Annotated in this window: 13 protein-coding genes; 5 read left to right on the forward strand and 8 right to left on the reverse strand. The window is 62.9% G+C overall.

Annotated elements, in window-relative coordinates; genetic code table 11:
* The first annotated feature begins 21 nt into the window (after positions 1 to 21).
* Positions 22 to 837 carry a triose-phosphate isomerase gene (gene tpiA, locus EWU68_RS02975; RefSeq protein WP_129314340.1) on the forward strand — a complete coding sequence of 272 codons (816 nt, stop codon included), beginning with the start codon at positions 22 to 24 and terminating at the stop codon, positions 835 to 837.
* Between the two features lie 161 nt (positions 838 to 998).
* On the forward strand, positions 999 to 1247 hold the full coding sequence (gene secG, locus EWU68_RS02980) for a preprotein translocase subunit SecG (protein ID WP_129314341.1): 249 nt from the start codon (positions 999 to 1001) through the stop codon (positions 1245 to 1247).
* 204 nt (positions 1248 to 1451) lie between these two features.
* Here secG and pgl read toward each other — a convergent pair whose 3' ends face one another.
* The 5 genes from pgl to tkt form a co-directional block, all read right to left on the reverse strand.
* Entirely contained in the window at positions 1452 to 2213 is a 762-nt protein-coding gene (pgl, locus tag EWU68_RS02985; RefSeq protein WP_129314342.1) for a 6-phosphogluconolactonase, read from the reverse strand.
* Complete coding sequence (locus tag EWU68_RS02990; protein ID WP_129314343.1) at positions 2206 to 3192, reverse strand: glucose-6-phosphate dehydrogenase assembly protein OpcA; 987 nt, start codon at positions 3190 to 3192, stop codon at positions 2206 to 2208. The genes pgl and EWU68_RS02990 overlap by 8 nt, the downstream gene beginning before the upstream one ends.
* Positions 3192 to 4703 carry a glucose-6-phosphate dehydrogenase gene (gene zwf / locus EWU68_RS02995; RefSeq protein WP_129314520.1) on the reverse strand — a complete coding sequence of 504 codons (1512 nt, stop codon included), beginning with the start codon at positions 4701 to 4703 and terminating at the stop codon, positions 3192 to 3194. Before zwf ends, EWU68_RS02990 begins: the two co-directional genes overlap by 1 nt.
* Positions 4704 to 4822: 119 nt before the next feature.
* Entirely contained in the window at positions 4823 to 5923 is a 1101-nt protein-coding gene (tal, locus tag EWU68_RS03000) for a transaldolase (protein WP_129314344.1), read from the reverse strand.
* Between the two features lie 83 nt (positions 5924 to 6006).
* Positions 6007 to 8127 carry a transketolase gene (gene tkt, locus EWU68_RS03005; RefSeq protein ID WP_129314345.1) on the reverse strand — a complete coding sequence of 707 codons (2121 nt, stop codon included), beginning with the start codon at positions 8125 to 8127 and terminating at the stop codon, positions 6007 to 6009.
* A gap of 326 nt (positions 8128 to 8453) precedes the next feature.
* Between tkt and EWU68_RS03010 the strand changes: the two genes are divergently transcribed.
* Positions 8454 to 9485 (forward strand): heme o synthase, encoded by a 1032-nt coding sequence (locus EWU68_RS03010; protein ID WP_129314346.1) that lies wholly within the window; start codon positions 8454 to 8456, stop codon positions 9483 to 9485.
* Between the two features lie 323 nt (positions 9486 to 9808).
* On the opposite strand, the gene EWU68_RS03015 is transcribed toward EWU68_RS03010, so the two are convergent.
* From EWU68_RS03015 to EWU68_RS03025, 3 genes are all read right to left on the reverse strand, one after another.
* Entirely contained in the window at positions 9809 to 10822 is a 1014-nt protein-coding gene (locus EWU68_RS03015; RefSeq protein ID WP_129314347.1) for a COX15/CtaA family protein, read from the reverse strand.
* A 92-nt stretch (positions 10823 to 10914) separates the two neighbouring features.
* A complete protein-coding gene (locus EWU68_RS03020) occupies positions 10915 to 11733 on the reverse strand; it encodes an ABC transporter permease (protein WP_129314348.1) in 819 nt (272 codons plus the stop codon).
* Positions 11730 to 12608, reverse strand: coding sequence for an ABC transporter ATP-binding protein (locus EWU68_RS03025; RefSeq protein ID WP_238692299.1), 879 nt, complete (start codon positions 12606 to 12608; stop codon positions 11730 to 11732). Before EWU68_RS03025 ends, EWU68_RS03020 begins: the two co-directional genes overlap by 4 nt.
* A 262-nt stretch (positions 12609 to 12870) precedes the next feature.
* Here EWU68_RS03025 and EWU68_RS03030 point away from each other — a divergent pair, with 262 nt between their 5' ends.
* Entirely contained in the window at positions 12871 to 13653 is a 783-nt protein-coding gene (locus tag EWU68_RS03030) for a helix-turn-helix transcriptional regulator (RefSeq protein ID WP_238692270.1), read from the forward strand.
* 12 nt (positions 13654 to 13665) lie between these two features.
* Positions 13666 to 15123, forward strand: a complete 1458-nt coding sequence (gene sufB, locus EWU68_RS03035; protein WP_129314350.1) for a Fe-S cluster assembly protein SufB — start codon at positions 13666 to 13668, stop codon at positions 15121 to 15123.
* The last annotated feature ends 56 nt before the right edge of the window (positions 15124 to 15179 follow it).

The following is a 15179-nucleotide window of genomic DNA, read 5'->3' on the forward strand; positions in this document are numbered from 1 at the left end:
CTCACCGAAAGGACATAGATTTTGACGACTCAGACCAACGGAGCCTTCGATCGAACCCCACTGATCGCCGGCAACTGGAAAATGAATATGGACCACGCGGAGGGCGTCGCGCTGGTGCAGAAGCTCGCGTGGACCCTCGACGACGCCAATTTCGACTACGACCGCGTCGAGGTGGCCGTGTTCCCGCCGTCCACCGACCTGCGATCAGTACAGACCTTGGTCAACGGGGACAAGCTCAAGCTCGAGTATGGCGCCCAGGACCTGTCGGACCAGGACTCGGGAGCATACACCGGTGACATCTCTGGCGCATTCCTGAAGAAGCTCGAGTGCACCTACGTTCTGGTCGGCCACTCCGAGCGCAGAACCATCCACCAGGAAGACGACGAGCTGTGTTCCAAAAAGGTTGATGCCGCATATCGGCACGGTCTGACCCCCATTCTGTGCGTCGGGGAAGGACTGGAGGAGCGCAAGGCCGGGAACCACGTCGGGTTCACCCTCGAACAGCTCCGCGGCTCGCTCAAGGGCCTGTCAGCGTCCAACGCCAAAACTCTGGTCGTGGCGTACGAACCAGTGTGGGCCATCGGTACCGGCGAGGTCGCGGGCCCGGAAGACGCCCAGGAAATGTCCGCTGCCATTCGGGCGGAGCTCGAAAACCTCTACGACGCCGAGACTGCATCCGCTATCAGGATCCTCTACGGGGGTTCGGTCAAGGCGGCCAACGCGGCGGCAACTCTCGCTGAGAAGGATGTCGACGGCGTCCTCGTCGGGGGTGCGTCTCTCAAGGCCGAGGAATTCGCGAACATCGCACGCTTCGAGAAGCACGTGGTCTCCGAATAGGCAGTTGGCGGGGGACAGGCGCGTGCTCTGTTCCCTGTCCACCGGATGCACCAGCCAACGAGGCACCGTCTTGACCCATGGCGTATAGTCGGGTCGGAGGAACAGAGCCCGGCGTCTGCTGAGCAGGCCGGGCTGAGACACGAAGGCACCGAAAGGTCGAAGTGGAAATTGTACGTTGGGTCCTCTTGGGGATCATCGCGCTGACCAGCATCATGACGGTTTTCTTCGTCCTGCTCAACAAGGGCAAGGGCGGCGGACTGTCCGACATGTTCGGCGGGGGAATGAGCACCTCCCTGAATTCATCCGGCGTCGCTTCGAAGAACCTGATACGCCTGACCGTCACCACGGCTGTCATCTGGGTTCTCGCGATTATCGGCTACGCCCTCTTCCTGCGCTTCACGGCCGTCTGAGACGAGTTACGTTCAGGACGTTGCATCGCGGCGAACAGTCGCACCGTAGCGATCAGCTGTCTCGCGGCGATCAGCTGAGCTCAACGTCCTGAACACTTCAAAGGAGCCCGGTTGCCATGCGATATGGCAACCGGGCTCCTTTGTGCGTCGTGTCGGACCATGCGCCACCGGAGAATTCTGGCCGCTGGCCGGCGCCGATCTGGCTCAGTCCAATGAGTCCCGCGAAACCAGGTACAACGTTTCTTCGGTTCCCCGGGCGCCGGACGCGGGTGTCTCCACCAAGGCGTCCGCGGATGGTTGCCGGTCGCGCTGGGACAATACGCGGCGGAAGGCATCCTGTTTGTCCTCTCCGGAAACCAGGAACCAGATCCTGTCCGAGGCATTGATCATGGGGAGGGTCATGCTCACGCGATCCGGCGGCGGCTTGGGGGAGTTCTCGACGCCGACGACGTCGGGCTCATCCAGGCGGATGTCCGGGCCTCCCGGGAACAGGGAAGCCAGATGTCCGTCCGGGCCCATCCCGAGCAAGGAGAGGGCAAACCGTGGTGCCCTGTGGCCGTGCTCGGCGAAGTCGGCGAGCTCGCGAGCGTACGCACGGGCCGCCTCGTGCTGTGTCGAGTACTGGTCCGAAGCACCGATGACGTGCAGGTTCGCCGCAGGCACGGGCCCGTTGTCGAAAAAGGCCTCGAAGACCTGATGCGCGTTGCGCTCAGCATCGCCCGTCGGCAGAAACCTCTCATCCGACCACCAGACGTGCACACACGACCAGTCGACGGTCTCAACCAGAGGGCTCTGACTCACCTTCTCCCAAATCGCGGTCCCGAGGGATCCTCCGGTGATGCTGATGTGGACGGGGTCGCCCCCCACCGTGCGGTCACCGAGCAGCAGCAACAGCCTCGCTGCGGACGCTTGTGCGACGAAATCCTTCGTCGGATAGGGGATGACCGCGGTCCGGTTCTCAGGCATCGTACACCTCCGTGTAGTCGCTGGGGTCTCCTGCCGGGACGGGCGCACTGCCTTGCGTGAATCGCACCTCCGACCGGCTGAGGGCCTCGTTGAGGACCTCCCCGAAGACTTCGTCCGGATCCAGACGGCGAAGTTCTTCCGCCAGGCATTCCGCGAGAGATCGGACGGGCAGGGCGATCTGCTGATCCGCGCTTCCTGGGATGGAAAGCGTCGCGATATTTCGGCCGGGTCGGTAGATGGTGACTTCCCCGTCGTCCCGGCACAGCGTGACCCGGTAGAGGCCTCGAGGCTGCGGGCTCTCACGGATCTCGACCGTGGCCCCCAGCCGATAGCCGATCCATGTGCCCAGGAGCAGGACGGAAGGCGACTTTTCGGAGCCCTCCACGATGACCTTGTTGATGCGATGCTTCTGCGGCTCGTCCATGACCGCGGCCAGCTGAATGCGCCACAGGGTCAACCTGGTCCAGGCAAGATCCGTGTCCCCGGGGGTGTAGCGCTTCCGCAGTTCGTTGAGCGAATCCCACGGGACCTCTGCCCTGGCCGAATCGGTGATTCGACGGTGGGCAATGCGGCCGATGGAGTGGTCAGCCGGGCAGTCGGGAAGCGAATGGGGCCACCATGCGACGATCGGCGCATCGGGAAGCAGCAGTGCCGCAATCAGGGACTCCGAGGCGTGGGCCGATTCGCCCCAGCCGCGAAGGACGACGATCTCGCTGGCGCCGGCGTCGCCACCCATGCTGGCCTCGGCATCCAACCGATTCGCCGCCTTCGGATCGTGGGAGATGTGCACAATGATCCGGCACGGGTGCTCGTGGCTGGCCGCGATTGCGGCTTCGATGGCCCTCTCCGAGTGGCCCATGTCGGCCATGATCACGAGAGTGAGCACGCGTCCGAGTGTCCGGATGCCCGTCTCCTCGCGCATTTTGGCCAGTTCTTTGTCGACGTCCGAACTCGTCGTGTCCTTGAGTGTTCGAATCATTACGGCCTCCTCCAAGCACGTCCGTCACGAGCCAGTAGTCGATGCGCGGATTCCGGCCCCCATGACCCGGGAGCATACTCTTCGGGCGCGACCCCATGGTCTCCCCAGTACTTTTCGAACGGGTCGAGGATCTTCCACGACAGCTCGACCTCTTCGTGCCTGGGGAAGAGCGGAGGTTCGCCGAGCAGAACGTCCAGGATCAGGCGTTCGTAGGCTTCGGGGCTGGATTCGGTGAATGAGTGACCGTACCCGAAGTCCATGCTGACGTCCCGCAATTCCATCTGCGTTCCCGGAACCTTGGACGCAAAACGAATGGTCACGCCTTCGTCGGGCTGAATTCGGATCACGATGGCGTTCTGGCCGAACTCCTCATAGGAATTCTCGCGGAACAACAGGTTGGGGGAGCGCTTGAACACCACGGCGATCTCGGTGACCCTTCGGCCCAAACGCTTTCCGGCACGAAGATAGAACGGGACGCCGGCCCACCGTCGGTTGTTGATGTCCAATTTGATGGCGGCAAAGGTCTCGGTGCGGGAGTCCGACGGAATGTCCTGTTCCTCCTTGAACCCCTTGACCTCTTCTCCGCCCTGGAACCCACCGGCGTACTGTCCGAGGGACGAATAGCTCTCCAAGTCATCGGGCAAAGTGACGGCAGCCAGGACCTTGGCCTTTTCGTCGCGCAAGTACTCGGCGTCGAACCGGATAGGTTCCTCCATGGCGGTCAGCGCCAGCAGCTGCAGAAGGTGATTCTGAATCACGTCACGCGCGGCACCGACGCCTTCGTAATATCCGGCTCGAGAACCGATCCCGATGTCCTCGGCCATGGTGATCTGAACGTGGTCGACGTAGTTCGCATTCCAGAGGGGCTCGAACATTTCGTTGGCGAACCGCAGTGCAAGGATGTTCTGAACCGTTTCCTTGCCCAAGTAGTGGTCGATCCGGAAAACGGAATCGGCGGGGAACACGCTCTCGACGATCTCATTGAGTTCACGTGCGGACTCGAGATCGTGACCGAAGGGCTTTTCAATGACTACGCGCCGCCAGCCCTCGGTCTGCTCCGAGGAGGCCAGACCGTTCTCGGCCAGTTGCGTGCAGACCGCTTCGAAGGCGTTCGGGGGAATGGACAAGTAGAAGGCGTGGTTCCCCAGCGTCCCTCGGGTCTTGTCCAGTTCCTCGAGCGTTTCCTTGAGACGGCCGAAGGCTTCCGCGTCGTCGAAAGCGCCCTGGACGAACCGGATGCCCGCGGTCAGCTGGTTCCAGACATCTTCTCGGAAAGGTGTCCGCGCGTGGTTTTCCACGGCTTCCCGGACTTGGGCCCGGAAGTCGTCGTCCGACCAGTCGCGCCGGCCGAAACCGACGAGGGCGAACCGGGGTGGGAGAAGCCCACGGTTCATGAGGTCGTAAATGGCCGGCAGGAGCTTCTTGCGCGCGAGGTCACCAGTGACGCCGAAAAGTACCAGGGCCGAGGGACCGGCGACCCGCGTCAGTCGGCGATCCTGTGGATCGCGCAGGGGATTTGAATCTTGTGGAGCGGACACACCATTCCTTTGTTCGAAAAATGTGACGGGGTCGCGTCACCGGCCGGGAAGCGCCGTGGAGGACCCACGAGAGGTCCTCCACGGTGCCCGTGTTACTGGCGCAGGGCCGAGGACACGGTATCGAGCAGTTCTTCCCAGGAATCCTCGAATTTCTTGATTCCTTCGGTTTCCAGCTTCTCGACGACGTCGTTGTAGGAGACCCCCACCTTTTCCAGCGCGTTGATGTCGGCTTCCGCCTGATCGTAGGTTCCGGACACGGTGTCTCCGGTGATCTCCGCGTGATCGGCCGTGGCCTCGAGGGTCTTTTCCGGCATGGTGTTGACGGTGTTCTGGACCACGAGCCCGGTCACGTACATCGTGTCCGAGTACGCCGGGTCCTTCGTGCCGGTGGACGCCCACAAGGGGCGTTGCGGCTGGGCGCCAGCTTCTTCGAGACGCTTCCACCGTTCCGTCGAGAATGCTTCCTCGTACACCTGATAAGCGAGCCGCGCGTTGGCGAGACCGGCCTTGCCCTTGAGGCCGAGTGCCTCGTCCGTACCGATCGACTCCAACTGCTTGTCCACCTCGGCATCGACGCGCGACACGAAGAACGAGGCGACCGAGTGAATCTTGCTGAGGTCATGACCGTTCTCCAGAGCACGCTCGAGCCCCACCATGAAAGCGTTGATCACGGCCCGATAGCGTTCGAGGGAGAAGATCAGCGTTACGTTGACGCTGATTCCTGCTGCCAGCGTTGCTGCGATGGGTTCGAGGCCAGCTTCCGTCGCGGGAATCTTGATCATGACGTTCTCGCGACCGACGCTCTCGTGCAACCGCTGGGCCATCGCCACGGTGTCGTCCGCCTTGTGGGCCAGGCGGGGGTCGACCTCAATCGACACGCGCCCGTCGACTCCCTGGGTGGCGTCGTAGATGGTGGCGAAGACATCGCACGCATCACGGACGTCGTCGGTCGTCACGGTGAAGACCGCATCCTCGACGTCAGCTCCGGCCTGAGCGAGTTCCTTCATCTGTTCGTCGTAGGCGTCACCTTGGGACAGCGCCTGAGCGAAGATCGTCGGGTTGGTGGTCACTCCAACGACGTTGCGATTCTCGATGAGCTCGTCCAGATTTCCCGAGCTGAGCCTTTCGCGGGACAGATCGTCCAGCCAGATGGAGACGCCGGCATCCGAAAGCTTCTGAGTTGGTGTTGACATGATGTTCTCCTCTTGACGATGAGTGGGGCCGATGCGACAAGGAAGCGGGGCAACCCGAGACGATGGGCGGCCCCGCTTCGTAATCAGCCCTGTGAAGCGTTGATGGATTCCTTGGCAGCCTCGACGACCGCCTCCGGGGTGATCCCGAATTCCTTGTACAGCGTCTTGTAGTCGGCGGACGCCCCGAAGTGGTCGAGCCCGACGGCGCGACCCGTGCTTCCCAGCAGGTCGTTCCAGGACATCGGCAATCCGGCTTCGACGGCGACCCGAGCGGTGATCCCGGAGGGAATCACGGACTCCCGGTAGGAGGCGTCCTGACGGTCGAACCATTCACGGCAGGGCATCGACACCACGCGAGCCGAGACTCCGTCCTGGCCGAGCGTCTCTCGCGCCTCGAGGGCCAACTCGACCTCGGAGCCTGTCGCAATCAGGATCACGTGAGGCTCTGCCTCGGTATCGGCCAGGACGTAACCGCCGCGAGCCGTGCCTTCGGCGGATGCGAACTTTTCGCCGTCGGCGTCCGGGTGGAGGTCCTCGCGGGCCAAGGTCGGCAGACCCTGGCGAGTCAGAGCGAGACCTGCGGGTCGATCCTTCTGCTCGAGAATCGTGCGCCATGCAACGGCCGTCTCGTTCGCGTCTCCTGGGCGGACGACGTCGAGGTTCGGGATCGCACGAAGCGTCGAGAGCTGCTCGACCGGCTGATGGGTCGGGCCGTCCTCACCCAGGCCGATCGAGTCGTGTGTCCAGACGTAGATCGACGGGATCCCCATCAGCGCCGAGAGGCGGATGGCAGGCCTCTGGTAGTCGCTGAAGATGAGGAAAGTCCCGCTGAATGCGCGAGTCGGGGACGAGAGCACGATGCCGTTGACGATGGCCGCCGCGGCGTGCTCGCGGATGCCGAAGTGCAAAACCCGCCCGTAGGGGTTCGCGGTGAACTTCTTGGTCGAACGAGCCGAAGGGTTGAACGAATCGGCCGATTCGATCGTGGTGTTGTTGGAACCGGCCAGATCGGCAGAACCGCCCCAGAGCTCGGGGAACGTCTCGGCGATCGCATTGATGACCTTGCCGCTGGCCGCGCGTGTGGCCAGTGCAGATCCTGCCTCGAAGACCGGGAAGGAGTCCTTGTAGTTCTCGGGCAGTTCGCCCTGGGAGAGCCGAGCGTACAAGGACGCCGCTTCGGGATTCTTGGCCTGCCACGCCTCGAACGACTTGGTCCATTCCTCACGTTCCCGGCGGCTCCGCTCCTGGACTTGCCGGGTGTGGGAAAGAATGTCCTCCTCGATCTGGAAGGACTTGTCGGGATCGAAGTCGAGAATCTCCTTGACGGCCTTGACCTCGTCGCCGCCCAGTGCCGAACCATGGATTCCGCCGGTGTTCTGCTTGTTCGGGGCGGGCCAACCGATGACGGTCTTGAGCGCGATCAGCGTCGGCTTGTCCGTGACCTTCTTGGCATCGCGAATCTGTGCGTAGAGTTCCTCGACGTCCTCCGAGTAGCCGGTTCCGCCGTTGGTCCAGTCGACCGAGCGAACGTCCCAGCCGTAGGCCGCGTAGCGCTTCTCGACATCCTCGGTGAACGCGACGTCCGTATCGTCCTCGATGGAGATCTGGTTCTGGTCGTAGAAGACGATAAGATTGCCCAGCTGCTGGTGTCCGGCGAGCGAGGATGCTTCGGACGTCACGCCTTCCTCCAGATCGCCGTCCGAGGCAATCGTGTAGATGGTGTGGTCGAAGGGGCTTTCGCCGGCGGGAGCCTCAGGATCGAACATGCCCCGCATCCGACGCTGCGCGTAGGCGAAGCCCACGGCCGAGGAGAGCCCCTGTCCCAGGGGGCCGGTCGTGATTTCGACGCCCTTCGTGTGCTTGTACTCCGGGTGACCCGGCGTCAGCGAACCCCAGGTGCGCAAGGCTTCGAGATCCTTCATCTCGAGGCCGTATCCCGAGAGGAAGAGCTGGATGTAGAGGGTCAACGAGGTGTGGCCGGGGGACAGGATGAAGCGGTCCCGCCCCGCCCAGCGATCATCCGTCGGGTCGTGGCGCATGACCTTCTGGTGCAGCAAATAGGCGAGGGGTGCGAGACTCATGGCCGTTCCCGGGTGCCCGTTTCCGACCTTTTCCACGGCGTCGGCCGCCAGTACCCGCACCGTGTCCACCGCGCGCTGGTCCTCGGTCGTCCATTCGAGCTTTTCATTCAGGTTCGGCACCATTTGCCCCTTTCTCAGAAAACACAGGCGAGGCCGCGCCATCGGATGGCCACGCTTTCGCCATTTCCGATTCCAACCATAATTGACCTGAGCTCATGAGGTCAGGGGTGTGAGCCGACAGCGGAAGAAAGATTCGCATTCGGCGGAAGAGACCGAAATATCATGCGGCCCTCTAGGGCGGTAACCCCCTTCCGTTATATGATGAGAGATGCTTTCGAAACCGCGGACCACGACATTGCGCACCGCTCGCACCGCGGGACCTGGTCTCCATCCGGTCAGCGGAGTCAATCACGAAGGGTCGATGAGTGAAGCGCCAAAGTTCCAGCGACATGAGGCCGGCAGCGACGACGAACGTTGCCGCCGGGGCGGACCATGGGATCCCGAGCCCGTCGCTTCCGACGGGTCCTCCCGAGTCAGCGACTCACGACGCCGCCCCTCACGGCGCCGTCACGAGCGCGGGAAAAGTGGGACTGCGTCGCAAGATCAAGGGATTCGTCCTCCTGACAAAGCCCGGCGTCATCGAACTCCTGCTGGTCACCACGGCCCCCACCATGATCTTCGCCGCGGGTGGCCTGCCGAATCTGTGGCTCATCCTCAACACCATGATCGGCGGCGCCATGGCGGCGGGCGGTGCCGGGGCATTCAACTGTTACATCGACCGCGATGCCGACCGTCTCATGAAGCGCACCGAGCGTCGCCCGCTCGTGACCGGTGAAATCACCGACCGCCAAGGACTCGTGTTCGCGTGGGCGTTGTCCGTCGTCTCCGTGGCGTACCTGACTCTCCTCGTCAACCCTCTGGCCGGCGCGCTCGGCCTCGGCGCGATCTTGCTCTACGTCGTGTTCTACTCGATGTTCCTGAAGCGCCGCACCACCCAGAACATTGTCTGGGGCGGGATCGCCGGTTGCATGCCGGTCTTCATTGCCTGGGCGGCCGTGGAGAACAGGCTGAGCTTCTCCTCGTTGGTTCTGTTCGTCATCATCTTCCTGTGGACGCCGCCGCATTACTGGCCGCTCTCGATGAAGTACGCCGAGGACTACCAGAGAGCCGGAATTCCCATGCTCGGTGCCATCGCCTCTGCGAAGGCCGTATCGGTACAGGTCGTGCTCTACGCGTGGGCCACCGTGATCTGCTCTCTGATGCTCATTCCAGTCGGCGGGGCCGGCTGGGTGTACGGCCTGACGGCGTTGCTCTCCGGCGCGTGGTTCATTTGGAAATGCCATCAGCTGCACCAGCGTGCTCTCGCCGAGGAAGCGACCTCGCGCACGGCCATGGTGGTGTTCCACGCTTCGATTACGTACCTGACGCTCGTCTTCGTGGCCCTGGCCGTGGACCCCTTTGTGGGAGGCCCGGTCCTGTAGCCCGAGTTCGTAACTCGAGCTGATCCGCGGAAGTCACCCCCGCGGGAGTCATGGGCTCACGTGGCCCTCTCGGGTACCGGCACGATGAGGTTCATGGATTCCAGAGCGAACGCATTGGATTCACCCCAGGAGAATAGTCACAGCCGGTCGCTCTGGTCCGGCATGGACCACGGGGGACCAGGAGCGATCCATGTTCCGTATGTGATGTGGCCTGACGGCCGTTCCGACGAGTTGTGGCAGCTCACCAAGCAAGGCATGGTCGCCGGATGCCGGATAGTGTTCGTCGAGGTGCCGACCGGGTCCGGCTCCGTCGCCAGCTCCGGTCAGACGATGCCGTTGGCCTCAGCGATCTCCACGCGACTTTCGGCGAGGTCGCGGAGTGCTGGGGTGCCCAGAACCACCATGCGTTCCAGCAGCGCGGTGACTGACCAGATGAGCAGGCCAGCACCGATGAGGTGGAACCAGACCAGGAACCCGGGCGAACCGGTGAAGTACTGCGTGTAGCCGATGGCACCCTGGAACAGCATCACGAGCACGATGATCCATGCATTCCGGGACACCGCGGGCGCCCAATTCTTGCGCTTGGCCAAGACGAGAGTCGCCATCACGAGAACCAGCAGGACCCAGACGGGGATGCTGTGCAGCCGGGTGACCACCTGGGGATCGAAGGCGTGTCGGGCGCTGTCCGTGTCGCCCGAGTGCGGTCCGGTTCCGGTGACCAGCGTTCCCATGTAGACGGCAACGATGGTGACGGCGGCGATCACGATGCCCAGGAACCTCTGGACGTTGTCCGCTTCCGGACGGTCGCTCAGCCGCTCGGACTCGATGACCTTCCTCATCGAGTACCGCCTGACCCTGGCGTAGAAGATGGCGGCAAGTGCCACCATGAATCCGGACAACATGAAGTGGACGCCGACCATCCAGGGATTGAGTCGCAACCACACGGAAAGCCCTCCGACGACCGCCTGGACAATGACACCCAGGCCGAGGACGAAGGCAATGCCGAACAAATCGGTGTACCGTCCGCGCAACCGCCAGACCGAGATGAAGGTCAGGAGGGCAATGATGCCGACCGCGCCGGTCAGGGTGCGGTTACCGAATTCGATGAACCCGTGAATGCCCATGGCCGGGACGTTGGTCCAGGTATCCGAGGTGCATCGCGGCCAGGTGGGGCAGCCGAGGCCGGATCCCGTGAGCCGAACCAGGCCACCCGTCAGGACCAGAAGGAAGTTCACCAAAATCGAAGCTATGCCGAGGGTCCGGACCCACCCGTTGACGTTCAGCGGAATGAACCGGTCGAGGAACGAGCCCCGACGAATGGCGGATGTGGTGGTCATGAGTGCACCTCGGCTGGAGAACGACGTCGAATACGCAATGCCTTACCCATTATTCGTGGTCAACCGGCTCGAAGCGAATGGAACGGACGTGGTCATGACCACTTGAACCAGCGCCTCGCGGCAAGACCCGCGATGACGATCCACGCGATCAGCACCAGATGCGGGCCCCACGCCACGTGGTGAGCGAGCATTCCCGCCCGCAGCGCTTCGCCCAGTGCGCCCGACGGAAGCAGCTCGATGAACCAGGAACCCCCACCAGGGAAATGGTGGGCGGGTATGAGAGATCCCCCGAGCGCAGCGAGGACGACCCACAGCGTGTTGACGACGGCGAGCGTTGCCTCGGCCCGGACCGTCCCCGCCACCAGCAAGCCCACCGCCGTGAACGCGGCGACTCCCAGGACGAGCGCCGGAAGGGACAGCAGGAATCCCGGAACATCAGGTTTCCACCCCAGGAACAGTCCGACGACGCCCATGACGACGTACTGAATGGCCACGACAGTCAGAACGGCAACGGCCTTTCCTGCAACGAGGCCGCCGCGTCCGAGCGGCGTCGTCGACAAAAACCTGAGAACTCCGTACCGGCGGTCGAACCCCGTGGCAATTCCCTGTCCGGAGAGAGCTGTGGACATCGCGCACAGGGCCAGAACCCCAGGCATCGCGACGTCGATCCGAGAACCTCCGAACTGCTCGGCCCATCCGTCCAGAAAACCGGTGAAAGCGAGTCCGAAGAGCGCCATCAGGGGGAAGAGGATCAAGAGCATGAGCTGCTCGCCGTTCTTGAGCATCGCCAGGGTCTCGTATTTGCCCTGTGCGAGGATTCGGCTCGATACGGAGGCGGGCTCCCGTGCTCCATCGGTCGGCCGGAATGTGTCCGAATCGACCGGTGCGCCGGTCTCGGTGCTGTGGCTCATCGAATGGTCCTCCCAGAAATGTCGAGGAACAGGTCTTCCAGGCTTCGGGGCTTCAGCTCCAGACTCGTGGGAAGTTCTCCGAGCTCTGCCCAGGTTCCGGCCAGGTGGGACAAATGCTCTGGGCGGATCGGACCGGAGATTTCGTAGGACCCGGCATGTTCTTCCCTCAGGGTGAGGCCTTCCGCCAGGGGTGCCGGGAAGACATCAAGCAACTGCATGCCACGCCGTGATACGGCGAATCGAAGGGTCTTCCGGTCCTGGCTGTTGTTGAGCAAGTCGTCGACCTGGCCCTCGACGACATTGCGTCCTTCGTCGACGATGTAGACGTCGTCCGCGAGTCGTTGGGCGTCGTCCATGAGGTGAGTCGTGAGAACGATGCACGTGCCGGATTCCTTGACCTCGCGGACGAGGTCGAAGACGACGTGCCGGGACTGGGGATCAAGGCCGGCGGAGGGTTCGTCCAGGAACAGGACTTCCGGGTCGCCCACGAGGGCAGCCGCCAGTGCCACGCGCTGTCGCTGGCCGCCCGAGAGGCGCCGAATATTGGTGCGGTCGAACCCGTCGATGCCCAGCCGGGATACCAGGGCATCGACGTCGGCAGGTTTGCGATACATCGAGGCCACATGGCGCAGGAGAGGGATGGGGCGTATCGCCTGGGGCAGGCCCCCTTCTTGGAGCATGATGCCGACTCGGGCCCGCAGCGAGGGGCCAGCCCTCCAAGGGTCTTCGCCCAGCAGTCTCACCCGTCCCGCGGTGGGCTTGAGCAGCCCCTGAGCGCACGAGAGGGTCGTGGATTTCCCCGCGCCGTTGGCTCCGAGAAGGGCCGTGACTTTGCCGGGGGCCGCACGTAGACTGATCCCGTCGACGGCCCTCAACGTGGCCTGGCTCTCGGCGCCCGGCGTCGCCCGGTTGCGTTTTCTGCGGGGTAGGGAGAAATCCTTGCGCAGATCGTCGATCAGCAACGCTGGTTCGAACTCTGACGGCGAGACCCGCTGCCGGTTGTCATCATGAAGTGGCACTGTCACAGTCTACGACGCAGCGCGGTCACCTGGGTGCATTGTGATGCAGGCCGCCGCTGGTCACGGGCAAGGTCGCCCTTACTGGATGCGCGGGAATAGATTAGGACATAATTTAGTTGTGTATTTCGTGAAGGAACAAGCCCAAGCCCAGGGCGCCTCTCAGCAGGGAGGTGCCGAAACCGAAGAAAGGACCCGGGATCGGGTCCTCCAGGGAGTGCTGGCACACGGTCCCGTGTCCGCGGCAGATCTCGGTCGACACCTCGGCCTGACGCCCGCGGCCATCCGCAGGCATCTCGAAGCGCTTGAGAAGGACCAGCTGATCGAAATCACGATGGTCCGCAAGCAGGGTGCCGGTGCCGGGCGTCCGGCCCGACGGTACGTCATCGCGCCGCAGGGGCACGCGAGGCTCGGCAACGACTATCTGGACATCGCCATCGACTCGCTCAAGACGTTGCGCGGTGCCATGGGGCACGATGCACTCGAAGAATTTGCTCACCGTCGCTTCAAGGACATGGAGGAACGCTATCGACCAATTGTCGACGCCGCCGGTCCGGACATCTCGGACCGCGCCAAAGCGCTCGGCGACGCCATGACTCGTGACGGCTTCGTGGCCAGCACATCGGTCATGGCCATGGGCGAGGCTGCCAAGACGGTCGAGTTGCCCGAGCACTTGCTCTCCAGCATCCAGTTGTGCCAAGGCCACTGCCCGGTGCGTGACCTTGCCGAAGAATTTCCCGAGTTCTGTGATGAAGAGACCCGAGTCATCGCATCCCTTCTGGGTGTCGATGTCCGAAGGCTCTCCACCATGGCCGGGGGAGCCCACGTTTGCACCACACACATCCCGTTGGCTCGCGGGACACATCAAGCCACCGCTTCCTCCCGGGGAAGCGACACTCAGTAAGGAAAGGTCTCAATGACTGAACAAGTTGAGCGCAATGCCGACGGAAACGTCATTTCAGACGTTCTGGAGAAGAACCCGGAGCTGGAAGGCATCGGGACGTACCAGTACGGCTGGTACGACTCGGACGACGCCGGCCAATCGGCCAAGCGCGGTCTGAACGAGGACGTTGTCCGCGACATCTCCGCAAAAAAGAACGAACCGGAATGGATGTTGAACCTGCGGCTCAAGGCCCTGAAGTTCTTCGATCGCAAGCCGATGCCGACCTGGGGTGCCGACCTCAACGAGATCGACTTCGACAACATCAAGTACTTTGTCCGTTCCACGGAAAGCCAGGCCGAGACCTGGGAAGATCTGCCGGAAGACATCCGCAATACGTACGAGAAGCTCGGCATCCCCGAGGCCGAGAGGAACCGCCTGGTCGCCGGCGTGGCGGCTCAGTACGAGTCGGAGGTGGTCTACCACCAGATTCGTGAGGACCTCGAGCGCCAGGGCGTGATCTTCATGGACACGGATACCGCGCTGAAGGAACACCCCGAATTCTTCGAGGAGTACTTCGGTACGGTCATCCCGGTGGGTGACAACAAGTTCGCCGCGCTGAACACGGCGGTCTGGTCCGGAGGCTCGTTCGTGTACGTGCCCCCGGGAGTCCACGTGGAGATCCCGTTGCAGGCCTACTTCCGGATCAACACGGAGAACATGGGCCAGTTCGAGCGGACCCTCATCATCGCGGACGAGGATTCCTACGTTCACTACATCGAGGGCTGCACGGCACCGATCTACAAGTCGGATTCGTTGCACTCCGCCGTCGTCGAGATCGTGTGCAAGAAGAACGCACGAGTTCGCTACACGACCATCCAGAACTGGTCGAACAACGTGTACAACCTCGTGACCAAGCGTGCTATCGCACACGAGGGCGCGACCATGGAGTGGATCGACGGCAACATCGGTTCCAAGGTCACCCAGAAGTACCCGGCCGTCTACATGACGGGCGAACATGCCAAGGGCGAGACCCTCTCGATCGCTTTCGCGGGCGAGGGCCAGCACCAGGACACTGGTTCCAAGATGGTGCACATCGCGCCGAATACCTCGAGCTCGATCGTCTCCAAGTCCGTGGCCCGCGGTGGCGGGCGCGCGGCCTACCGAGGCCTCGTTCAGGTCAGAGAAGGCGCCAAGCATTCGAAGAACAATGTGGTCTGCGATGCCCTCCTCGTGGACACGATCTCCCGGTCGGACACGTATCCCTACATCGACATCCGCGAGGACGAAGTCACTCTGGGGCACGAGGCGACCGTCTCCCGGGTCTCCGAGGAGCAGTTGTTCTATCTCCAGCAGCGCGGTCTTCCCGAGGACGAGGCCATGGCGATGATCGTGCGCGGCTTCGTCGAGCCGATTGCGCGCGAGCTCCCCATGGAGTACGCCCTCGAGCTGAACCGTCTTATCGAACTCCAGATGGAAGGATCCGTAGGCTAAAAGATGACTGATCAGATCAAACAGGATCAGACGGAGACCCCCGAGAACGTCGGCGG

The organism is Rothia koreensis (assembly GCF_004136575.1).
GTDB lineage: Bacteria > Actinomycetota > Actinomycetes > Actinomycetales > Micrococcaceae > Rothia > Rothia koreensis.